Genomic DNA, 23096 nt, shown 5'->3' with positions numbered 1-23096 from the left:
GGACTTTTGTTCATTTTATTTTTTACCTTGCTATTACTTTCAGGTTGCAAGGAACCTGATCCCCATGGAAGCCTTCAGTTTAGCCTAAGTGAAAGTACCTCCAAGTCAATAACTCCCGGAAGCAGTGCCAAGGTCACCCAGGTGTCCTTCTGGGGCGAAGAGACGAACAGCAGCAAGACACTTTCCAAGCAGACCTTGATATTAGGTGAAAAGAATACGGTCTCCAGCATTCCCGTAGGCACCTGGGACTTCTATGTGGAAGGGATGAACAGCGACGGGACGGTGATCACCGAACAGGCCGATGCAACCGGAGTCGCAGTCAATTCAGGTAAGACGAGTTCCATCAGCTTCACCCTACATTACCTTACAAGTGATACCGGGACCTATAGCATAGGGATAAGCTGGCCGGAAGACCTAGGGGCATCCTTCAAGGAAGTAGGGGCAGACATAGGAGAAGACTATGTTGCCGGGACGATAAGTAGCAGCAGTGTGGCAGTAAGCGGCACTGCCGATGCCGGCGACTACATGGTAGGGGTGAGGTTTACCAATCCTTCCGGTACCCAGATTACTTTCTCAGGGATGGACATGGTGAACGTGTTCACGGGGCTGGAGTCGAGCGGGACGATAAGCTTCGAGGACGCTGACTTTTCCAAGGCAGCACAACCGACGATAAGCACAGGTGATGTTACCGGCGGCAAGCAGGTGACCATAGCAACCGATACAGCAGAAGCGGCAATCTACTACACGACAGATGGGACTGACCCTGCCACCAGCAGTACGAGAGAGAGCTATACGGCTCCGTTCACCTTGGCAGAGAGCAAGACGATAAAGGCAGTTGCCGTGAAGGCAGACCTGCTGGATTCAGAGGGAGCCAGCCAAGTCGTCACGGTTTCTGCCGTAGCAACACCGACCTTCAGTCCTGCAGGTGGGACGACCTTTACCAGTACCCAGACAGTGACAATGACAAGTACCAGTGGTGCAACCATCTACTATACGACGGACGGTACTACACCGACAACCAGCAGCAGCCATATTACATCGGGAGGAAGCATTCCCCTGAGTGCTACGACTACAATAAAAGCCATGGCAGTAAAGAGTGGTATGGCAAATAGCAGTGTCGCAAGTGCAACCTATACATTAGGAAAAACTTATTCCGTGGGAGATACAGGACCTGCTGGTGGCTTTGTGTTTTATTATAATGGCCAACGACTTGAAGCTGCTTCTGAGGATGAAGGAGAGTATAATTGGGATAAGGCGATAAGTGTGTGTGCTAGTAAGACAGTGTCCTGTAACGGTAAAACATATAGCAACTGGTTTTTGCCGACACTAGGCGAGTTGGTAGAAATATATAATCAATACAAAAAAGGTAACATCGGAGGAATCCTAAATGATTTTTGTTATTGGAGTTCTACTCAGGGAAACTCCGACAACCTTGCATTTATGGTTTATTTTGGCAGTTGCACCACGATGGCCCGCCTCAAGAGTTATTCCTACAGGGTTCGAGCTATACGGGCTTTCTGATTGCCTGTTTGTTTTTGACTATTTTGAAAGGAGTTGCAGAGACAGATTTTTCGGACACGGAGTCATTAGCGGTATTTCCTTGACTCTGAAGCAACTTGCATGGCAGCTTGATATTCCTCTTATTGTTTTGCCCATAAGTAAAACAATGGTGTCACTGATCGTCTGATGCTTGGTTTCAACAAGAGCTTGGTCAAATTCGAAGAGTTGGCAAATGATTATGTTTCTCCGGCTGCAAATAACCAGAACAAACAGGGGTATGCGAAGAAAAATCGACAGCAATAAGGCTTATATGTGGGTGAAGCAGTTATTGTTCTTCTAAAATCCTATTATATTGAAAAAAGGGTAAAAAAGGAGAAAAAATGAAATCATCCGTAAGACTACATGCCTCAGTAGTCATTGTCATAGTCTGTAGTCTATGTTGTATATCGTGTGTTGATGTCGTACAAAACGTTTCTGCAAATACCAAGGGTGGCTATTTTACCAATTACCGTATTACCATCTCCAAAGCCTTGCTGTCTATGTCTGACTTAGATTCAAAGGATAATGCAGTATCTACATCCACTGTCGAGAATGAGTCGTTGTCTGAATGCCTTGAGAACTGCAAAGATACGGAAACAGGCATCAATAATATTATTTCGAATATTCCCACAGATGCTCTTCCTGATTATCTTTACAATGTGCAGAAAATTGATACAGATACAGAAAGTGGAATAGCGTTTGGTATTGACACTAACGAACTTGCAGGATCTGCAGATGCGTCAGATCCCGATACGGCTATGTTCATACCATACAAATCTACAAAGTATCTGGTTGTTCCGTTGCTTGATTTTTTTGCTGAAGGTAATGATAATACGTCTTCTTCTGATGATGCAAATATGCAGGCAATCGTCGATGCAATGCTTTCCGATTTGAAATATCGCATTTATATTGACAAAAATGTAGTCTCTGATGTTTCAAGTGTATATTTATGTGCACAAAAAGCTGATGGAACAACGGCTATCATAGATGATCCTGTATTTTATGTGTTACCGGAAATGACCTGTATTGAAATACCGATGACTATCTTGATTAATACCAAGGAACCAGAACTTTATATCAAATAAAACAACTGTCAACGCAAAATTTGGATTTGCAATGGAATCATAGGGAAATCAATGGAAGTAGTCAAAATTTCTGATGATTACCTTGTCTATATATGCTAGATCAAAACAAGGCCTTCGATGAAAAAGAATAAGGTGACCTTTCTTGTGCCACCGTGACAGCATCACGATAACATGAACTTATGGTTTTTGTTACTTGCAGGAATCTCGTCTGATGACGAAAAAGCTGCCACTTTTTCAGTGGCAGCTTCAAGGCAATTGCTATATCTTTTCGGATGTTACAACTTACAGTTTTTCCACCGCATGTTATGCATCTTCTCTTTTAGCATTTTTCTGTGCAGTTTCTTTCAGCAAGACTGCCTTCTCAGCCTTTATTCTTGAAGTTTCAGGTACCTGTTCCCAGAGCCTGTCAGCTACAGGAGCCCATTCTTTTGCATATGTAGCACACTTTGCACAAAGATGATCCACATCCTCAGGCGCTTCCAAATCCGTGGAATGAGCACCGGCTTCCTTGACTAGCTTAGGCAGGAAATCGGGATTCTCCAGCATTGGGCAAGGCTTGTAGAGGTTTTTGTTGAAAGGTTGGTTACGATGGTATTCCATGAACAGAGGCTGTTTGAGCGCATCAAGCAAGCTGACATCATGAATATTTGCGCTGGAGTAATGGATGAAGACACAAGGTTCGACATCACCATTAGAATTTATGTGGAGGTAATGCTTTCCTCCTGCAATACAGCCACCTACGAATTCTCCGTCATCCTGGAAATCAAGGGGAACTATCAGCTTGTCACTATGTGCATTACGGACGGCTCTCAGATGCTTCATCATATATTCACGGTCTTCCGGAGTAGGAATAAGATCTGTTCCTGTATATTGTCCGACTGGCATGAAATGGAAATACCAAGCATAACGGCAACCTTTTTCAATGATCATGTCGATGAATTCATCACTGATGACTGTCTTGTAGTTCTTGCTGGTCCAACAGACGGAGGTACCGAAGCCCAGATGATGTGCATTAAGCAAATCCATGGCTTTCATGACTGCATCAAAGCTACCATCACCACGTCTGAAGTCATTCTCTTCCTTGAAACCTTCCAAGCTGATTGCAAGCAGGATATTCCCGCAATCCAACATATCCTGACAGAACTGTTCATCTACCAATGTTCCGTTTGTAAAGCAATGGAAGACACAGTCGTCATGTTTCTTTGCAAGTTTGACTATATCCTTTTTCCTTACCAGTGGTTCGCCTCCGGTCATCAGGAAAAAGTGAGCACCCAATTCCTTTGCCTGGGTAACGATGGAATCCATATCGTCAAAACTCAGGTTCTGCTTGGTTCCATATTCACCGGACCAGCAGCCTTTGCAATGCATGTTACAGGCACTTGTCGGGTCAAATATGATTGCCCAAGGGACATTGCAATCATTCTTTACGCTGGTTTCCCGGACCTTTGCAAGTCCTCTGTAACCTGCTTCATAGGCAAGGTTAAGAATGAGTGTCTTTGCAACCTTTGGATCAATTTCTTCAAACAGTCTGGAAATATATCGGACCCATTTTGAGTCAGGATCCTGTGCAAACTTGGCAATTCCGGAAAAAGCGTTGCCACCGGCTCCAACTTTCTCATCAGCTTTTGTAGGCGCAAAATACTTGGTGAAAAGATTCACTATGTCCCTTATGCCTTCTTCTTTGTTCTTTCTGGCATGTCTGATAGCTACATCAATGGCTGTTCCGATTGCTACTCTTGTTGCCTTATGTTGTAATTCCATACTATTCCTCCAGCATCTTGCCTAGATGCATTGAATTATTTACATATTATCATTGGAACCATATCGGGAACTTTTGTAAATAAACACGGTCAAAAGCCCTTCTGATGGTAAATAATGTAACAGATTACATGATTTGTTGGCCTGTCCATAGTGCCATTATATAGTTTATTATCTTTATCTTTTTGAGAATAACTGTAGGTCAGGGAAGAAGGTGCGTTGTATGACGCGAATTCCAGAAATACCTGATATCGACATAATACATAAGAATGAAAATCAGTATGATGCAGGCCAGACCTATCAACTGTATCCGCCAATAATTTTTTGGATTGATCCTATGTTTTGTTATGGCTTCGCCCAAGGCAATGAGTATCTGCCCGCCGTCAAAGCTCGGAAGTGGAATCAGGTTTGCAATTGCAAGAGAAACTGAAACCACACCCAACAGGTAGAGCAAGGCCTTGAAGGCTGAGTAAGCACTGTGTTCCCATCCTAGGGCCGTGATGTTTCCTATCATATAACTTGCGCGCATAGGACCTGTCAGCACCTGCCTTACGTCATCTTGTTTTCCTGTCAAAATACTGTATAAGCTATGGATTGTTTCTGTGAACAACCCAAAAGCCATAACTGTACCTTTTCCTATTGCCTTGCCCAGTTTTTTTCCTTCAATCCATCTTGTGGGAGCCGCAAGTGAGAACCCGTTCTGCAATTTGCTGTTGACAAAGATCGGCGTGTATGCAATGACCTGCTTTTTATCTGTTCCTGCATGCCGTATGGTCAGTTGTATATCGCCTGATGACGGTGTGACAGTCGCAAGAGCTGCAAGCAGGTCGAGATTGTTTGTTACTGCCTGTCCGTTGCAACCTATGATCCAATCTCCGGCCTTCAAACCAGCTTTTCTTTCCGGTGTCCATGGTTTGACCAAGGAAACGTGGGCAGGTATGAGATTTGTCAAGCCAAAACGATAGGTACCATTTCCGGTATCTTCTCCTTGTATGGTATATGTAGCTTCCTTGCCATTCCTACTGATTTTGACTGCAGCCTGTCCATTTTGCAATGTCTGTAGCACCGTAGAGGCCTGTTCCCAGTCTGTAATCGGTATCGAACCGATAGAAAGCAATATATCTCCTGTCCGCAGTCCTTGGTCATATGCGGGACTTGCCGATGTACCTGTAAAGAGCGTCGGGTAATCGTTGACTGTCGCAACTGTAGCGGGGAGGGAGAGTACTTGATAAGGTGTTGCTTGCAGCAGAATACATAAAATGATGGCCAGGAAGATATTCGCAAGAGGACCTGCAAGATAGGTCATTGCCCTGGGCAATGGATGTACTGAAAAGAGAGAGCCGTTTTCAACATGGGTAAATGTATCGCTTTTGTCATCAAGTGCCCTAAGCAGATCATCGGAACCTTTCATCCTGCAATAACCACCAAAAGGCAGAAGCGATATTCTGAATTCAGTATTTCCTTTCTGCCATCCTACAAGCCTAGGACCGAAACCGAAGGAAAATACCTCAACCTCAATGCCACAGATACCTGCAGCAAACAAATGTGCTGCTTCATGGAACAGTACGACACAGCCGATGCAGATGATACCCAGTGCATAATAGAGCAATGTCGCAGGAATATTCATGATATTTGTCTTATCAAGGCCTTGCAGGTTTTTCGCGCCAGTACGTCTGCTTCCAGTACGTCTGCATAGCAATGGACTGGTGATGAAAAATCCTGCTCCAGCACTTTTAGTGTCAGGGTACTGATATCCGTAAAGCTGATCCTGTGATTCAGAAAAGCGTTGACAGCCTCTTCATTGGCGCCATTGAAAGCCGTTGGATAACCGCCCTGTAATCTGATGACTTCGTAAGCAGCCTTAAGCAATGGAAAACGCGCAGTGTCAGGCTGTTCGAAGTGGAGGTCAAGATCGGTAAACGAGAGTGGAGAAACCAGTTCTTGCATCTGTCTGCCGAGAATGGCCTCGATGATCGGAAGGCTCATGTCAGGGGTTGCCATCTGGGCATATACTGCACCATCTTTCATCCTGACCATGGAATGGACAATGCTTTGTGGATGGACCACGACTTTGATTTTCTCGGGAGGGAATCCAAACAGATAGGATGCTTCTATGACTTCCAGGGCCTTGTTTGCCAAAGTTGCACTGTCAATGGTAATCTTCTTTCCCATTTTCCATGTTGGATGCTGCAGGGCCTGTTCCGGTGTAATTGAGCTGAACAGGGAGGCTTCCCATGTTCTGAATGGTCCACCGCTTGCAGTGACGAGCAAGGAATCTACCGATTTCCTGTCATGTGCGGCAATCAGATGATAGATTGCAGAATGTTCACTGTCTACCGGAATGATGGAGCAGGCTGATCGCTGTGCCATTTCGAAGATGAAATTACCTCCGGTGACGACACTTTCCTTGTTTGCCAATGCAATGTCCAGATGTCTTTCCAGACATGCCAAGGTTGCTTGCAATCCGTCAAACCCAGCTACTGCATTGAGTACGATGTCGCATTCGACTGTATCCAACAATGCAGGAATATTGTCATACCATGTCAATTCATCGGTATTTTCAGGAATTTTCGGCAAAGAAACATTTTCCACGTCAATGGTGCTCCTGTGTCTGGTCAATGCAACATGATGTACAGAAAATTCCTTTGCAATCTGTTCCAATTTACAATAGTTGCTGTTTGCAGAAATACCTACGATTTCAACTGGAAGAGAGAATCTGCGGATTGCAGAAAGACAAGTCGTCCCGATGCTTCCTGTAGCCCCTAGGATAACCAAGCGCTTCATGTGAGCAGGATCCTCAGGGCAAGATAGAAAAGCGGTGCAGCAACAACCAAGGAATCAAGATTGTCCAGAGCTCCGCCCCTCCCAGGTACCAGATGTCCGCTGTCCTTGACCTTTGCACTACGTTTGAATACTGACTCAAGCAGATCGCCCAATGAACCTGAAAATGCAAGGACAAATCCTAGGACCAAGGACATCGGAATACTGAGAAGAGCCCGTAGGCTGGGGAAAAGATAGACATAGAGTGTTGCGAAGAACATTGAGGCAACAGTGCCTCCTACAAAACCCGCGATTGACTTGTTGGGGCTTACTTTGATGAAACCTCTGTTATGGCGGCCAAAGGTCATTCCACAGAGGAAGGCAAATATGTCATTCGAAAAGACACAGATGAAGAACAATCCAAGAAAAAAAGGGCCATGAGGTAATTGATCGGCCGCCACAAGGAAAGTCAGCAGGAAACTTGGATAGAACACAAGTAGAGAAGAAGTTGCGATGCGAATGATACTTTTGCTGAAAGGATCTTCATCTTTTGTTCCGGTTCTCAATTCTGAGATGAAATTGCAGAAAAGCATCAGCACAAAGACAATTTCCATCAAACTTTCAAGATTGAAGTATACTTCAGCCCAACTTGCAAGCGGTAACAAGGTTCCGAACCAACAAGGAAAGAAAATGTGGATGTCAAGGGATTTTTCCATCATCTGTTTCATTTCGTATGTACCGAGAATACCTGCCACGGCAGCTAGCAAGGCAAATCCTAAGTGGGCAAACTGTGGTAGTGCAAAGACGATAATAGCCACAGCTGGAATGCCTACGAATGTGGTCAACAGACGTCCCTTGAGTGAAGTCATGTTGCTAAACCTCCGAATTTTCTGGTCCTTGAGCTGAAGTCGGCCATAATGCGTCGAATGTCGGTTTCGTCCCAATCCGGAAACAGTTTGTCATAAAAACCAAGTTCTGCATAGGCACTATCCCAAAGTAAGAAATTACTTAGTCTTTTTTCTCCTGCACTTCTGCAGATCATGTCGACTGGTGGGATATCCGGGTACTGCATATGAGCTCTCAATGCTATCGGGGAAATCGGCGGAACCATATTTTCCTTCAGAAGGGAATCGACAGCTTTGCAGATTTCATCTTGGCCACCATAATTGATTGCCAGGATACAAGTCAGCTGACGCATGGCTTTTGTGGCATCCATAGTGTCAACCACAGCATCCCGTGCTTCGACCGGAAGCTTGGAAATATCTCCCCGGACAAGAATCCTGATGCCATGCTTTACATAGAAAGAAAGTTCTCCATGAAGTTTGGAAGCAATCATTCCCATCAGATAATGTACTTCCTGTTGCGGACGTTTCCAGTTTTCGGTAGAAAAGGCATAGAGCGTCAGATAAGCAATGCCCAGGTCCCTGCAAGCTACGGTGATACGTTTTACAGCCTTTGAACCTTCGAGATGTCCGGCTGCCCTTGGCAGATTGTGCTGGTTAGCCCATCTGCCATTGCCGTCCATAATGATTCCTAGGTGCCTGAGCGATGCAGTCTCCATCGGTTAGATCTCCATGATTTCCTTTTCTTTACCAGTGGCGATGTCACTGGCCTGATTGATATACTTATCAGTCAGTTTCTGAACCTTATCTTCTCCGGTTTTCAGATCATCCTCACTGATGGTACTCTTCTTTTCCATTGCCTTGAGTTCATCAATGGCTTCTCTGCGGATGTTGCGGATAGCTACCTTTGTTTTTTCAGCTATCTGCTTGGCTTGTTTTGCAAGTTCCTTCCTCCTGTCTGAAGTAAGGGCAGGAAAATTGATGCGGATAAGCTTTCCATCATTGTTGGGAGTCAACCCGAGGTCACTTTTCAGGATTGCTTTTTCAATTTCGGGAAGCACACTTTTGTCCCACGGTTGGATGACTACCATTCGGGCTTCAGGGACACTTATGGAACCGACTTGGGAGAGCGGAGTGGGTGCACCGTAATACGTGACGGTAAGATTGCTGAAAAGAGCGGCACTGGCACGGCCGGTCCTCAATCCCTGATACTCCTTTTCCAAGGCCGTAATGGATTTTTGCATTTTGTTTTCACTGTTGGATAGTACAGTCTGCATTATGTTCCTCCTAAACAAATCAGCCCATCACTGTCTGACGACCGTGATGAGCCTATGGATTGATTATGACCCTATTCGCCGGTCGTATAGAGCTGGTAACCGACAATCTGCAGGTCGTAGCCTGCTGCTTTACCGATTTCCCGAGCCTTTGCCGCGACGGAACACTTGTCATCTTTAATGAAAGTCTGATTAAGGAAACAAATCTGGTCATAGTGTTTCTTAAGCATACCTTTGACGATATTCGGAATAATCTTTGCAGGTTTGCCCATGCCTTCAGCCTGTTTCGTGAAGATACCGGTAAGTTCTTCAACCTTTTCTGCAGGAATTTCTTCCGGCTTAAGGAAGGTTGGCGTATAGGCTGCTACATGCAAAGCACAGTCATGACAGAATTCCTTTATGGAAGCATCTTCAAAAGCTTCCTTCTTGTCTGCACTGAACTCTACCAGTACGCCTTTCTTGCCACCGTCATGAATATAAGTCGATGCATATCCATTTTCCGCCAGATCAATTACTTCGAATTTTCTGAGGAGCATGTTTTCCTTGATTGTGGCAATCAGGCCATTTACCATTTCAGTAAGTGCATCGTTGATTTCTGTGTAACCCTTTTCAAGGATTTCCGTGCAGATGTCATTCCCCAACTTCTGGAAGTCAGTATTCTGAGCAACGAAATCAGTCTCACAGGTCAATTCTACGATGACAGCCTTGGTTGCAGTAATTTTTGTAAAAATACTGCCGTTTTCTGTTGCTCTGTCAGCTCTTTTTGCGACTGCGGCCAATCCCATTTCCATCAGGATCTTGTTGGCAGCTTCAAAATCGCCGTCTGCCTGGACAAGTGCCTTCTTGCAGTCCATCATACCTGCTCCGGTTGAATCCCGAAGCTCCTTTACCAGTGATGCTGTAATCTTAGCCATGGTTTTTCTTCTCCTTAGTCCTGATAGAGTGTCTTTTCATCAACTTCAATACCAGCTGTGACGACGGTATCATCCTTTTCCTCTTCTGGGGCTTCTTTCTTTTCTTCGTCAGTATGCTCAAATTTGGAATAATCCTGATTTTCTGTGTCATCGGATGAGAATACGACATTTTCTTCACTCTCGTCGGCATCTTTCTTTTCTTCAGGTGCAGTCTCATCTACAGAGTCAAGGGACTCGATGATCTGGATACCTGCTTCATTGTCTGCATCAACTACAGCATTTGCAATGATTTCAACGAAAAGCTGAATTGCACGGATAGCATCATCGTTGCCAGGAATCGGATAGGTAATATCCGTAGGATCACAGTTTGTATCAACTACTGCAACAATAGGAATGCCAAGGCGTTTTGCTTCAGCGACGGCGATTGCTTCCTTCTTGGTGTCAATGACAAAAAGAGCACCCGGCAGGTCCTTCATTTCCTTGATGCCACCGAGGTTCTTTTCCAGTTTTGATTTCTGTTTGGTGAGTAGGGAAACTTCCTTCTTGGTAAGTGAATCGAAAGTGCCGTCACTTTCCATCTTTTCAATTTTCTTCAATGTTGCGATGGATTTCTTGATAGTAGTAAAGTTTGTCAACATACCGCCAAGCCATCGATTGTTCACATAGGGCATGCCGCATCGTTTTGCTTCGGTCTCTATTGCAAGCTGTGCTTGTTTCTTTGTGCCGACGAACAGGATGGTCTTGCCGTCCTTTACGATGTTGCGTACTGCATCATAAGCCTCAACGATGCAAGTTGAAGTTTTCTGCAGGTCAATGATATGGATTCCATTTCTCTGGGAGAAGATGTAACGAGCCATCTTTGGATTCCATCTTTTGGTCTGGTGACCAAAGTGCACACCTGACTCAAGCAGGCTCTTCATAGTAACTACGGACATAATATCCTCCTGTGCCGGCGACATAAGTAACTTCAAGCTTTTGCACACGTTGCAGTATAAAGCAGGGTCGCCACCCTTCGTATGTATCTCACTCCATAAGGAGCGGAAATTTCTTTGTCACAAGACAAAGTTCGAACCTATTAAAGCAGAAATCAGAAAGAGTGGCAACCCCACGACTGTGTGTATGTCGCCGATTGTCCGTTCAACCAGATGCTTTCCTTCCTTTTGTATCCTATAACCCCCTGCCGCACCTTTCCACTCTTCCGTTGCCAGATAATCTTTGATTTCCTGCAGGCCATAGGTCCTGAACTGTACCGTAGCATGGTCACAGCCCGATAGCAGGCATTTTCCTTCAAGCAGCAGTGCAAAACCTGTAACGACTGTCTGTTCCTTGCCACTGAAGGATTGCAGCAGTTGAAAGGCTTCATTGCTATCCTTCGGTTTGCCGATCAGACGGTCTTCAAAGACAACCATCGTATCACACGTCAATACCGATGGGCCCTTGAAGGGCCGTTGTGCACATTGAAGGAGGGAGGGGAAAAACCTGCCTTTCCCATCAATGGAAATATCAGTCCAGTCGTTGGTAGCCAAGGCATCATTCCTTTCTGTCATCTGCAGGTATGCATGCAGTTTCCTGCGGGCAAGGAGAGTGACCGAACTTGCAGGATCCTTTTCATCCGTCTGTTCATCACAGCCTGTCGGGGCTGTCTCGACTTTGATTCCAAGGTCTTCAAGTACCTTTTTCCTTGCCGGTGAAGCAGAGGCGAGGATGATATGTTCCGGCAATGATTTCATTGGAGCTCTGCCTGCAATTCTTCGATTTCCTCTTCCTGTTTCAACCAGAGGTCTTCTTTTTCCTTGAGTTCTTTTTCCAGTTTCTGTTTGTCTTCCATCAGTTTTGTGATCTTGGTTGCATCACTGTAATTTTCTGATTTGCTCATATCTTGGCTGACTTTGTCAATTTTCTGCTGAAGGACTTCGTCCTGCGAGAGCAACAGTTCGTTTTCCCTTTGGAGCTTTTTCATCCTGTTGTTCTTTTCCTTGGTTTCCTTGTAGCCGAGTGCCTGCTTGGTGCTTTGCTTGTCCGGTGTGTCTTCCTTTTCTTCCCACCGTTCCTTTTCATCCAATTTGCGGGCAAAATAACCATAATCTCCTTCAAAGAACTGAGGGGCGTCTTCACTGAGGTAGAGTATCCTTGTTGCCAACTGTTCAATGAAATAAGTATCGTGGCTGACGAATATCATCGTGCCTTCATAGCTGCGCAATGCCTCTGCAAGCATTTCCTTGGCGTTGATATCAAGATGGTTCGTCGGTTCATCCAAGATGAGCAGGTTGACAGGATGCAACAGGATCTTCAGCAGTGCCAGCCTGCTTCTTTCTCCACCGGAAAGTACCGAAATGGGCTTGAATACATCATCACCTTCAAACAGGAAAGCCCCTAGGTAATTCCTCAGTCGTGGAACATCCGCTGTAGTAGCGATACCTTCAAGCTCGCCGATTACCGTATTGGAAGGATCAAGCGTATGCTCAGTATCCTGGGCAAAGTAACCGATCCGTACTCCTGCACCCAGTTTGATTACTCCGCCATACTCCCTGTCCCGGCCGCAGAGCATCCTCAGCAGTGTACTTTTACCTTCGCCGTTCCTTCCTGTTACAGCCAGGCGGTCCTGCTTCCTTACGAGGAAAGAAAGACCATCAAAGATGACATTGTCACCCCAGCTTTTCTTCAGATTGCTGACAGTAAGCACGTCATTGCCGCTGTGTGGTGCAGGAGGAAAGGAAAAGTGCAGTTTCTTCAGGTGGGATGGGACTTGGATTTCCTCAACCTTATCCAGCATCTTGAGCCTGCTCTGTACCTGTTTGCTTTTCGTTGCCTTGTATCTGAACCGTTCGATGAACTGCTCTGTCTTGCCGATCATTGCCTGCTGCTGTTTCCACTTTTCTTCAAGTTGCTGCAGTTCTGCTTCCCGCTGTACAAGATAGGAAGAATAATTTCCGCTGTATCGGGTAAGTTGTCCTCTATAGAGCTCATATACTTCGTTGACTGTGGCATCAAGGAAGCCTTGGTCGTGGGACACGAGCATGAGTCCGCCTCTGAAAGCAGCCAGATAGTTCTTCAGCCAAGTCTTGGCTTCGATATCAAGATAATTGGTCGGTTCGTCCAGCAACAATATATCAGGAGATTCCAGCAATACCTTTGCCAGGGCAATGCGCATCTGCCAACCTCCCGAGAATTCACTGCAGGTACGTTCCAGGTCTTCTTGCTTGAATCCCAGCCCCTTGAGTATCTGTTCGCTCCTGCGCCGACGGTCATGCCAACCGCCGTTCAGCAGCTTTTCCTGTAGCTCATGCAATTCAAGCAACAGCGGGTCAAGCTGTTCTCCTTCGCTTGCATGGGCAAGTCTTGCCTCGATTTCCTTTATTCTTTTCACGGCCGGTAGGAATCTTTTGTATCCGTTTTCTGCTTCTTCGATTACGGTTCCGCTTTCCAAGACGATATCGCTTTGAGGCAGGTAGGAGACACGCAGGTCCTTTGTCATTGCAAGGTTCATGGAATCCGGGACCATGATATGACATATGCATTTGAGCATAGTGGACTTGCCGCAGCCGTTGCTGCCGGCGAGTGCACTCCTGGAATGCTCATCCAAAGTAAGACTGATGTTGTCCAAGATGTCCCTGTCCGCAAAAGCAAGGTTCAGGGAAGTAATCTGGAGCGTTCCCATAGGTCATTTCTCCGTTTATTGTTGAAACATGGCGTATTTGACGCTATGATGGAGTGTAGCATACTGCGTTTTTGATTACAACAAGGGTTTTCAAGGGGTTATAGCAATGATATGTCTTACTACGACTGCCAGTACGGTTTCCGATGCCTTGCGTCAGGTTGAAGAAAACAGAGGCTATATTGATCTTGTCGAACTGAGGCTTGACAAGCTGGAACCGCAGCAGTTGGATGAAGCCTCTGCTTTTCCAGAGGCCTGCCAGCTGCCGGTTATAGCGACGTTCCGCAGAAAGGTCGACGGCGGGCTGTGCGTGCTTTCCAACAAGACCCGGATTTCCTTGTTGCGCAAGGTTGTCCTTGCTGGAAAATTTGCTTATGTCGACTTGGAACAGGATCTGAAGAAATCAGATTTCAAGGTGAAGGACGAAAAGACAGCAGCAAAGGTCGATTTCGAAGAAGAATTACATGAGAAGGGAGTCAGGATAATCCGAAGTCTCCATGATTTTGAAAAAGTGCCGGCAGGACTCTATGCCCTCGTTGAAAAAATAGCGCGTAAAGGTGATATTCCCAAGGTTGCGGTTACCCCGAATACCATTGTCGATGTGGTGACCTTGTTCAGGATGGAAGAGGAACTTGTCGATGTAAAGGATAAGATCGTCATAGGAATGGGAGATTACGGTGTCTGTACACGGATTCTTTATCATCGTTTGGGTTCCATGCTGACTTTTGCCTGTGCTGAGGGCGATGCGGTAGCACCTGGGCAACTTTCTGCAAAGAAGCTCAAGATGCTCTACAGGGCCGACAAGGTCGATGGAAAGACAGCCATCTATGGTATCATCGGCAATCCTGTGCTCCATAGCTGTTCACCTGAGATCCATAACCCCGGTTTTGCCGGCATACATTACAATGCCATCTATGTACCGTTTCTTGTTGACAAAATCAGATCGTTCTTCCGGCTTGCAGAAATGATTCATATCCATGGTTTCTCAGTCACTGTTCCCTACAAAAGGGAAGTGCTTCCGTATCTTGGCAAAGTTACCAGGGAAGTACTTCAGATCGGTGCTTGCAATACCGTTACAAGGATCCAAGGTATGTGGAAGGGGACTAATACGGATTATTATGGATTCATTGCCCCGATCAATGATCTGCTGAAGGAAGGTAAGGTGAAGAAGGCCTTGGTCATCGGAGCCGGAGGTGCCGCACGTTCTGTCGTATGGGCTCTGGTCAACCATGGGGTCAAGGTAACGGTGCTCAACAGGACCATTGAAAGGGCAAGAGAGCTTGCAAAGGAATCGATGAGTGCTTTTGATAGCCTTGACCATGTTGCTTCCTATAGTGGAAAAGTGGATCTCGTAGTCCAGACTACAAGCGTGGGGATGGCTCCTCATTCCGATGCCGATCCTGCACCTGCCCTGCAATTTACAGGCAATGAGATCGTCTATGACCTGATCTATTCGCCTGAACATACACGTTTTCTTGACAGGGCAAAGGCGAGTGGATGTACTGTCTACAACGGCAAGCGGATGCTTCTGGAGCAGGGATTGCTCCAGTTTGAGGCTTTTACCGGTTATCACTATCCTTACTGGATCAAGCCTTCAATCTAGCCAAGCATTGTCTTTGTCAGTTCCACCTGGAACATTTTGGTAATGTCCAACTGTACTTCTTTGTATCCCGGAAGTTTCAGACCGATGAGGATTGCCTTTTCTTTTCCTTTGTCCAAGACCTTCTTGGCTGCAACCAGCATTTTCTTTCCCCTGTAGTTGAGAACCAACAGGGAAGAAGGATCCTTCGTAGCCATTTGGCAGATGTTCACTTTGCTTCTGTAAGCAAAACCGCTTGCTGATGGCCTTTGTTCCAGGACATTGGCTCCCAGTTGTGAAGCATCGACAATCATTTTTTCATCAAGTCGCTTCAGCAGGTCTTTCTTTTCATTTTGCTTGAAATCGGACAACTCAATCTGCTTGCGCAGGGAATCCGAATCAAAAGTCATTTGCTGGGGTTTCCTGTCCAACGGGCAGATTACTGCCGGTATTGCCTTGGGTTCTTCTGCAACCGGAATACAGATCCTGTCTGTATGGGGATGCTGTGGTTTCGGAACCAATATACCAGCACCCTGCAAGATGGCAGTCCATGCCTCTTCTTGGTTGCTGTCCATGAGAAATATGCCTGGGGCAAGCCGTGCAAGGATAAACTGCTGGATCTGTGGATGGTGTTCCATGATATTTGCAATCCGTTCATTTCCTTTCAGCACCGTTCCATGCAGCAGTGAGACCTGGCTGTATTCATCTTTGGTAAAACGGAGGAAATCCAGTAGGAAACCAAGGTTGTCCTGCTGTGTGTTTTCCTTGAGATAACAGACGAGTTGTTCCAAGGTGCATCCGGAGTCAAAAGCCCTGACAATATCCTTTTTGTCTACTTTGTAGATTGTCCGTAGGTCAAGGCGCTCTATATGGCTGAATTTCCACAGTAAATCGGAACCATTTCTTTTGCCGATGTAACTGATGCTCAGGTCAGAGTCAACCAAAAGGGTTCCCTGTCTTTCCTGCTCTGAGTCTATGAACAGTTCATTGGTGAGCAGATAATCTTTCTGCCGTCTTGCAATACCAAGTATTTCAAGTTTATCAAGAAGCTCTGCGCTGTCAGTCCTGAGCTTGTGGTATACAGCAAGCTGACGTAGCAGATAATCGGCCAGACCGAATTCCATGTTCCTGTTCTTGGACAGTAGGGCAAAAGCTTCCATATAGAATGCCTTTTCTTCCGGTTGCTGGGAAAGTAGCTGAGCCAGGAAGCTTTTGTCATCTTTGGCCATCAGGAGGTTTTCCAGATTACCGTATTCCCTTGCATAGGCATCGAGCAATGTCTGGAAGTAGTTGAGCTGTATGACTTCCAGTTGGGGAAATGAGTGTGGTGACAGGTTTCTGCCCCCGCAGCTGAGGAATGCCTTTAGGAATTCCTGATTGAGGTAGCCCGTACCGGTGATTCGTTCGACGGGCTCAGCAGAAGGAACATGTGTCGAAAAATAGGCGGAGAGGGGATAAAGGGTAGCTTTCTTTTTCAGATCATCCTCAAGCAATGGGTTTTCCTTGATCATGCCATTGTCAAAGATGAGGATAAGACGTTTCGCCATGGAAGAAAGATGGGCGACGAAATCGGGGTAGGTAATACCCGAAAACAAGTCATAGGAATGATAATCATTCTGTTCTTCGTCCCAACTTACTTTTTCAAAAGGTTCAAGCATGCCCAACAGATCGGCAAGTGTTGCCGAGGGCCGCAGCTGAAGCAAGGCAAGTATAAGACAGTCCAGAGGACCCAATGTAGAAAGCAATGCTTCTTTCTTTGATTCGTTGAGGAAGAAGGATGCAAGACGCTCGGCTACCAACTGTTTGTTGTATGGTGTCGTTGTCTCAGGCAGGAAATTCCTTGCAAGATAAAAGAATTTTTCCTCATCCATTTCAGTCAGATAGGCAATGAACTGCTCTAATTTCTGTTCCATCAATTTCTTGCCTGACCGTTAGCCTAGGCTTCCTCCTTTTCAGTTCTTTTCTTCATTCCAAATTTCCACATCATATTGGTATCCTTGTTCTGCAAGGAATTTCTGGCGGTTCATCGCAAAGTCTTCTTCCGTTGAATGCAGGGTTACCAATGAATAGAAATTGCTGTTCAGCTTTTTTGGCCGGAGTATCCTTCCCAACCGTTGGGCCTCTTCGCTTCTTGACCCGAACGTTCCTGATATCTGTATAGCTACGGAAGCATCAGGAAGGTCTATTGCAAAATTCGCTACTTTGCTGACCACCAGCACTTTCAGTTCCTTTTCCCTGAATTTCCTGTAGAGCTCATCCCGCTTCTTGTTGGCGGTCGAACCTGTGAGCAATGGTGCTCCTATCTGCTCTGCAACAAGCTTGAGCTGTTGCAGATATTGTCCGATGACCAGTATGCATTCTCCTTCATGTCTTTTCAACAGGCTCTCGACGATGGGAATCTTTGCAGGATTTTCACTTGCAATCCTGAACTGATCCTTTTTGCCGGCCAAGGCAAAAGGAAGCTCAAGGTAGACCGGAAGCGGTACCCTGATCTCATGGCAGAAAGCCTGGGCAATGAATCCCTTGGCCTCAAGTTCGCTCCATGGAATATCATAGCGTTTGGGGCCGACGAGGGAAAAGACTTCATCCTGTCGGCCGTCTTCCCTTACCAACGTGGCCGTCAGACCGACCCTGCATACACTTTGCAGTTCTGCAGTGACCTTGAAAACCGGAGCTGGGAGCATGTGTACTTCGTCATAGATTATCAATCCCCAGTTGCCCTTCTTGAGCAAGTCAAAGTGGGGGAAATTTCCTGCTGTGTCAGGCCGCCATGTGAGCACCTGGTAGGAACAGACCGTAATGTCTTTGATATCCTTCCTGTTGCCAGTGTATTCTCCTACTTCATCGGTAAAGCTCTTGTCCCTGATTTCATCTATCCATTGATGCACAGCTGCCACATTGGTCGTGATGATCAACGTACGTGTTTTCAGCCTTGCCAGGATTTCAAGTCCTATGATGGTTTTCCCCGAACCACAGGGCAATACCAACGTCCCATACCCACTGCCGCTGCCATCTGTGCTGTAAATGGCATTTGCAGCTGCTTCTTGGTATGACCGTATTGCAAAGTTTTCGCCTGACAAGGTAGTCTTCCTTAGCCTGAAATCTATGGGAAGTCCCCTGCTCAGCGGTATCCTGTCGTCCACTGGATAGCCAAGCTTGATTAACCGAAGCTTCAGTTCTCCTCTGTAAAGCTGTGGGACTGCATAGAGGCCCAGCTCTTCCGTATGGATCATGAGTGCTTCGATTTCCTTGTGGTTCTCAAGGATCATGGCAATGTTCCTGTCACTGACATGCAGATAGTAGTGCTCTTCCTGAAGGTCATCTTCAGCAACGGGAAAGTCTTCTGCTTCCTGCTGTTTTTTCTTTTCTTTCTTGTCCTGCAGCAGGTTCATGAGTGATTGGTTGAGCCGGTCGTTTTCCACTTGGTAGGAAGCAGCTTCCTGCTGACTTGAGACTTCAGGTAGGGGAGAAACTGTAGCCTGGGGAATTTCCAAGTCCCTTTCTTTCGTAAGTATGAGCTTGCCGAATCTTCCTGAGACATCGGTCACGAAGAAGCGTATGGCGTCCGTCAGGTCATAACGTGACCATTTCTCAAGGGAGTCAAGTACCTTGTCGCAGGTCAATCCGCAGGATGCGGCATTCCATAGTGAAATTGCTGTAAGTGCATAGGTGTGCATATGTTCAGGACTCTTGACCAAGTCACAGAATCGGCTGATATCAGCCCTGCATTGGTCTGCAAGCCGGTGGTGTACATCAAGGAGAAGTGTCCTGTCACTTTGTACGATCAAAGGTGAATCTTTCATTGCAATGGTCTCCTTGCCTGTTTTTCCAGAAGAAGGTCAAGGACTGTCAGTGCTGCCATTGCCTCAACGACGACGACGGCCCTGGGAACGATGCATGGATCATGCCGTCCGCTGATGGATATCTCTGTATCCATTCCTTCGTCAGTAATGGTTTTTTGTGGGATGGAAATCGACGGGGTAGGCTTGAAAGCTACCCGGAATATGACTTCTTCTCCTGTGGATATGCCTCCGAGGATGCCTCCTGCGTGGTTGGAAAGGAAACCTTTGTGAGCCATCTGGTCATTGTTCTGTGACCCGAATAGGCTTGCCGCTGCGAATCCTTCACCGACTTCAAAGCCTTTTGCTGCTCCTATGCTCAGCATTGCATGTGCAAGCATTGCATCCAATTTGTCGAATGCAGGTTCTCCTATGCCGCTCGGCAGACCGGTCATTCTGCATTCAACGATGCCTCCGACACTGTCACCACGCTTTTGGCAGTCGAGGATCAGTTCCTCCATCTGTGCTGCTGTTTCCTGCTGCGGGCAATAGAGCGGATTGTCTTTCCTTCCGTTCCAGTCATACCGTGGGTCATCCTTGCCGACGTGCAGTGTGCCGATCCTGACAGTCCCGGCTTCTATGCTGATGCCTTCCTTTTCAAGATACTGCATGGCAACGGCTCCTGCTGCTGTCCTTGCAAGCGTTTCACGGCCGCTGGCCCTCCCGCCGCCTCTGGGATCCCTTATGCCATATTTCTGCTGGTAGGTATAATCTGCATGCCCGGGGCGAAAACAATGGGCAATTGCTTCATAGTCCTTGCTGTGCTGGTTTTCATTTTCGACGATGAGTGTCAATGGCGTTCCTGTAATGATGCCTTCATATATCCCTGAAAGGATTTTTATTTTGTCTTTTTCATTCCGATGTGTACCAAGCTGATTTCCGCCAGGACGTCTTCTGTCCATCATGGCCTGAAGCTGCTCCACGTCGAGCTTCAGCCCTGGGCGCAGTCCATCGATGACGGCTCCAAGCGCCGGGCCGTGGCTCTCGCCGAATGTAGTGACGGTCAGTGCTTTTCCGAAGGAATTGCTTGCCATATCTCCTCCCTGTTCTTCAGTTCATTCCAGACTTTTTCAAAAGTTGCTTCCCTGCTGCTGCCACAGGGTATGTCGACGATGAGGTCCGCTTCCTTGCGGTAGAGGCCGTCTCTCATCAGGTAAAGCCCATGGAACGTATTCCTGGGATCTTCTGTTTCCAGAAAAGGTGGGATGCCATCCCTGATGATTCTTTCCCAAAGCGTCTGTTCTCCGACATTGAGATACAGGAGCAACCCGTAGCGATGGCACAGTTCCATGCAGGTCTTGTTTTCGCATGCGCCTCCGCCAAGGCTCACGATGCTGTCTGCATGTACTTCGGAAAGGTAGCATTCAAGCGTGTCTGCTTCCGTCTGTTGGAAGCATTCCTTTCCTACGTTCCTATAATACCCACGGACTGTCATAGGATGAATCTGCTGTAGCATCAGTGAATCTGCATCCACATAAGGTATATCCATGGCATTTGCCAGTCTTTCTGCCAGTGTCGTCTTGCCGCAATGTTTTATTCCTGCAATGAAAATATGCATGTCCTTCTCAGTCATAGAGATTTTCCCAGGATTTCGGATAACGGTCACCATGGGGGACCGTACATCTGTAATGACTGGCCATGCTATGTCGGAGGTCTGCGGTGCGTATTGCGTTGTTTTCCATCATCTGGACATACTGGACGGCAGCATAGTTTTTCATCATCATCTTTTTCCTTCGGCTGACCGGAGGTCTTCTTGCATCGACTGCGTGATGAAACGTGATGATCATGCACATGAAGAGTATGGAAAACAGAAGAGGAAAGGCCAACCTGGTTCTTGCAATGTCAGAAAACAGTCCGATAGGCAACTGGATGCGCAGTTGTTCCGGGACCGTACCGCCTACAGAAACAATGAGTGATTCGACTTGGCCTACAAGCAATGCCGCACTGATGATCAGAGGAAATATCCAATAAAGGAACGTCCTGGAAAATGCAAAGCGGATAAGCATGATCAGGCAGATGATGTAGACCAATGTCGTCAATGTAGCAATAAAGTACATATCATATCTCCTGTAGAAATTCTGATTCGTATATGATACCATATTTCACGGAGGTTGTAAAAGATGTCCAAGATTCTGCAGGACTTGTTGCCTGAAGACAGCCTCAGACATCGCATCCGGCCTAGATCGAGCGATGTCAGGGGAGATTATTACAGGGATACGACAGCTATCATCCATTCCTCTGCATTCCGCAGGATGAAGCACAAGACACAGGTTTTCTTTGCCCCGAGCAATGACCATATCTGTACCCGGATAGAGCATGCCTTGCATGTTTCTTCCATTGCTTCGACAATCTGCAAGGGCCTTGGCCTGGATGATGAGCTTTCATGGGCAATCGGTATGGGCCATGACCTTGGACACACCCCTTTCGGACATATCGGGGAAACCATTCTTAGTTCAATGATGGAAAAAGCCGGGGTCGGACCGTTCGAGCATGAGGTCCATAGTCTGAGGATTGTGGATTTCATTTCCAACCATGGGCAGGGCATGGACCTGACATATGCCGTGCGTGATGGTATCGTCTGCCACTGCGGAGAAAAATTCCTTCATCATCTGAAGCCGGAACAGGAAGTAAAGGACCTTGGTGCCATTACCTCAAAGGATGGCTTGGTACCAAGCACCTGGGAAGGAGTCGTCGTCCGTTTCTCCGATTCAATAGCCTATCTGGGAAGGGATTGGGAAGATGCCTGCAGACTTAGGCTCATACATCGTAATGAATTGCCGGAAACGGTTGCAAAAGTGTTGGGGAACAGCAACAGCAAGATCATTGATACGTTGGTAAAGGATGTCATCGAGAATTCCGATGAGCAGAGCGGTATCAGTTTCAGCGACAGGGTATATGAGGCCGTATGCCTGATGAAAGAGTATAACTACCAGCATATCTATCGATCTCCGATGCTTGGCGGCTATAGGAAGTACTATACCAGATTGCTTGATTTGATCGTCAGTTATCTCGGTGAGCTGTTGACCCAATATGGGAATGACATAAACGGTTACTGCAGTGAAAAGAATCTTCTTGCAGTGGGATTCGGCAGATACGTAAGGGAAATGGAGGAGCCATACCGAGACCATGACGGGACAACTGATCGTCTCATCTTTGACTATGTTGCGGGAATGAGTGATAATTTTGCGCAGTCATGCGCCAATGAAATACTGATTCCTGAACATCTGGATGACAGCATAGAATACTCTCTCAAGGGACGATGGATCGACGGCGACTAGTCTTTTTCTTCCTGTTTCCTGTTTTCTTTGCCTGCAGCATCAAGTCTTTCGATTTCCTGGATGAACTGGTCCAATGTATCGAAGGCTCTGTAAACGGAAGCAAACCTTACATAGGCAACGGTGCTTATCCTGGAAAGCTGTCTCAGTGCTTCTTCCCCAATTGCGGAGGAAGCTATCTCCCTTTTGCTGCCAGCTTGCTTGTCTACGTTGTCTTCTATGTCCTGCAGTAATTTTTCCAGTACATCTTCGCTGATCTTGAGCTTGTCTGTGCATGTACGTATGCCACGTTCGACTTTCTTGATATCAAAACGTTCCAGTCTGCCGTCTTTCTTTATGACGGTAATAGGTTTTTCTTCAATCCGCTCATAACTGGTAAAACGATAGCCACATCGTAGGCATTCCCTTCGTCGCCTTGTGGTGGAACCTGTAGAGTTCAATCGTGATTCAAGTACCTTGTCATGAGGATATCCACAATTCGGGCATCTCATTGTCTCTTCTCCCCGCATACTGGATAGTATGCCTTCTTTGGTAGGATAACGGGTCGTAATAAGTTTTTCTAGTGGTTTATGTGGG

General features: G+C 46.5%; 20 protein-coding genes. 4 read left to right on the top strand and 16 right to left on the bottom strand.

Translation table 11 applies throughout. The features are described 5' to 3' along the window. Window positions 1-27: 27 nt before the first annotated feature. Window positions 28-1521 (top strand): chitobiase/beta-hexosaminidase C-terminal domain-containing protein, encoded by a 1494-nt coding sequence (locus LKE40_03270; protein ID MCH3916490.1) that lies wholly within the window; start codon window positions 28-30, stop codon window positions 1519-1521. 359 nt (window positions 1522-1880) lie between these two features. Further along, window positions 1881-2624 carry a hypothetical protein gene (locus tag LKE40_03265; protein ID MCH3916489.1) on the top strand — a complete coding sequence of 248 codons (744 nt, stop codon included), beginning with the start codon at window positions 1881-1883 and terminating at the stop codon, window positions 2622-2624. A gap of 303 nt (window positions 2625-2927) precedes the next feature. Here the strand turns inward: LKE40_03265 and LKE40_03260 are convergent, their stop codons facing one another. The 10 genes from LKE40_03260 to LKE40_03215 form a co-directional block, all read right to left on the bottom strand. After that, complete coding sequence (locus LKE40_03260; GenBank protein MCH3916488.1) at window positions 2928-4385, bottom strand: radical SAM protein; 1458 nt, start codon at window positions 4383-4385, stop codon at window positions 2928-2930. Window positions 4386-4584: 199 nt separating this feature from the next. Further along, the gene (rseP, locus tag LKE40_03255) at window positions 4585-6009 is read right to left on the bottom strand and encodes an RIP metalloprotease RseP (protein MCH3916487.1); all 1425 of its coding nucleotides are present in this window, start codon (window positions 6007-6009) and stop codon (window positions 4585-4587) included. Next, the gene (gene dxr / locus LKE40_03250) at window positions 6006-7166 is read right to left on the bottom strand and encodes a 1-deoxy-D-xylulose-5-phosphate reductoisomerase (protein ID MCH3916486.1); all 1161 of its coding nucleotides are present in this window, start codon (window positions 7164-7166) and stop codon (window positions 6006-6008) included. The genes rseP and dxr overlap by 4 nt, the downstream gene beginning before the upstream one ends. After that, window positions 7163-8011 (bottom strand): phosphatidate cytidylyltransferase, encoded by an 849-nt coding sequence (locus LKE40_03245; protein ID MCH3916485.1) that lies wholly within the window; start codon window positions 8009-8011, stop codon window positions 7163-7165. The genes dxr and LKE40_03245 overlap by 4 nt, the downstream gene beginning before the upstream one ends. Then, window positions 8008-8703, bottom strand: coding sequence for a polyprenyl diphosphate synthase (gene uppS / locus LKE40_03240; GenBank protein MCH3916484.1), 696 nt, complete (start codon window positions 8701-8703; stop codon window positions 8008-8010). Before uppS ends, LKE40_03245 begins: the two co-directional genes overlap by 4 nt. Before the next feature lie 3 nt (window positions 8704-8706). Then, the gene (gene frr / locus LKE40_03235) at window positions 8707-9261 is read right to left on the bottom strand and encodes a ribosome recycling factor (protein MCH3916483.1); all 555 of its coding nucleotides are present in this window, start codon (window positions 9259-9261) and stop codon (window positions 8707-8709) included. A 71-nt stretch (window positions 9262-9332) separates the two neighbouring features. After that, window positions 9333-10172, bottom strand: coding sequence for a translation elongation factor Ts (gene tsf / locus LKE40_03230; GenBank protein ID MCH3916482.1), 840 nt, complete (start codon window positions 10170-10172; stop codon window positions 9333-9335). 14 nt (window positions 10173-10186) lie between these two features. Then, entirely contained in the window at window positions 10187-11107 is a 921-nt protein-coding gene (gene rpsB / locus LKE40_03225; protein ID MCH3916481.1) for a 30S ribosomal protein S2, read from the bottom strand. Window positions 11108-11224: 117 nt separating this feature from the next. Continuing rightward, window positions 11225-11902 carry a Maf family protein gene (locus LKE40_03220; protein ID MCH3916480.1) on the bottom strand — a complete coding sequence of 226 codons (678 nt, stop codon included), beginning with the start codon at window positions 11900-11902 and terminating at the stop codon, window positions 11225-11227. After that, a complete protein-coding gene (locus tag LKE40_03215; GenBank protein ID MCH3916479.1) occupies window positions 11899-13830 on the bottom strand; it encodes an ABC-F family ATP-binding cassette domain-containing protein in 1932 nt (643 codons plus the stop codon). The genes LKE40_03220 and LKE40_03215 overlap by 4 nt, the downstream gene beginning before the upstream one ends. A gap of 106 nt (window positions 13831-13936) precedes the next feature. Between LKE40_03215 and aroE the strand changes: the two genes are divergently transcribed. Beyond that, on the top strand, window positions 13937-15430 hold the full coding sequence (gene aroE / locus LKE40_03210; protein MCH3916478.1) for a shikimate dehydrogenase: 1494 nt from the start codon (window positions 13937-13939) through the stop codon (window positions 15428-15430). Here aroE and LKE40_03205 read toward each other — a convergent pair. Genes LKE40_03205 through LKE40_03185 form a run of 5 tightly spaced genes read right to left on the bottom strand, consistent with a single transcriptional unit; the run spans window position 15427 to window position 21302 of the window. Next, entirely contained in the window at window positions 15427-17319 is a 1893-nt protein-coding gene (locus LKE40_03205) for a hypothetical protein (protein ID MCH3916477.1), read from the bottom strand. The two genes, aroE and LKE40_03205, sit on opposite strands and share 4 nt — an antisense overlap. 39 nt (window positions 17320-17358) lie before the next feature. Beyond that, window positions 17359-19209, bottom strand: a complete 1851-nt coding sequence (locus LKE40_03200) for a DEAD/DEAH box helicase (protein MCH3916476.1) — start codon at window positions 19207-19209, stop codon at window positions 17359-17361. After that, window positions 19206-20279 carry a chorismate synthase gene (gene aroC, locus LKE40_03195; protein MCH3916475.1) on the bottom strand — a complete coding sequence of 358 codons (1074 nt, stop codon included), beginning with the start codon at window positions 20277-20279 and terminating at the stop codon, window positions 19206-19208. The genes LKE40_03200 and aroC overlap by 4 nt, the downstream gene beginning before the upstream one ends. Then, entirely contained in the window at window positions 20249-20818 is a 570-nt protein-coding gene (locus LKE40_03190) for a hypothetical protein (GenBank protein MCH3916474.1), read from the bottom strand. The genes aroC and LKE40_03190 overlap by 31 nt, the downstream gene beginning before the upstream one ends. Next, the gene (locus LKE40_03185) at window positions 20811-21302 is read right to left on the bottom strand and encodes a hypothetical protein (GenBank protein MCH3916473.1); all 492 of its coding nucleotides are present in this window, start codon (window positions 21300-21302) and stop codon (window positions 20811-20813) included. Before LKE40_03185 ends, LKE40_03190 begins: the two co-directional genes overlap by 8 nt. 63 nt (window positions 21303-21365) lie before the next feature. On the opposite strand from LKE40_03185, the gene LKE40_03180 reads away from it, so the two are divergent. Then, a complete protein-coding gene (locus LKE40_03180) occupies window positions 21366-22523 on the top strand; it encodes an HD domain-containing protein (protein ID MCH3916472.1) in 1158 nt (385 codons plus the stop codon). On the opposite strand, the gene nrdR is transcribed toward LKE40_03180, so the two are convergent. Beyond that, complete coding sequence (nrdR, locus tag LKE40_03175; GenBank protein ID MCH3916471.1) at window positions 22520-23011, bottom strand: transcriptional regulator NrdR; 492 nt, start codon at window positions 23009-23011, stop codon at window positions 22520-22522. The genes LKE40_03180 and nrdR overlap by 4 nt on opposite strands. Window positions 23012-23096 lie beyond the last annotated feature (85 nt).

The organism is Spirochaetia bacterium, from assembly GCA_022482625.1.
In the GTDB taxonomy this organism is placed as follows: domain Bacteria; phylum Spirochaetota; class Spirochaetia; order Sphaerochaetales; family Sphaerochaetaceae; genus Pleomorphochaeta.
This window is presented reverse-complemented; position numbering and strand designations above follow the sequence as displayed.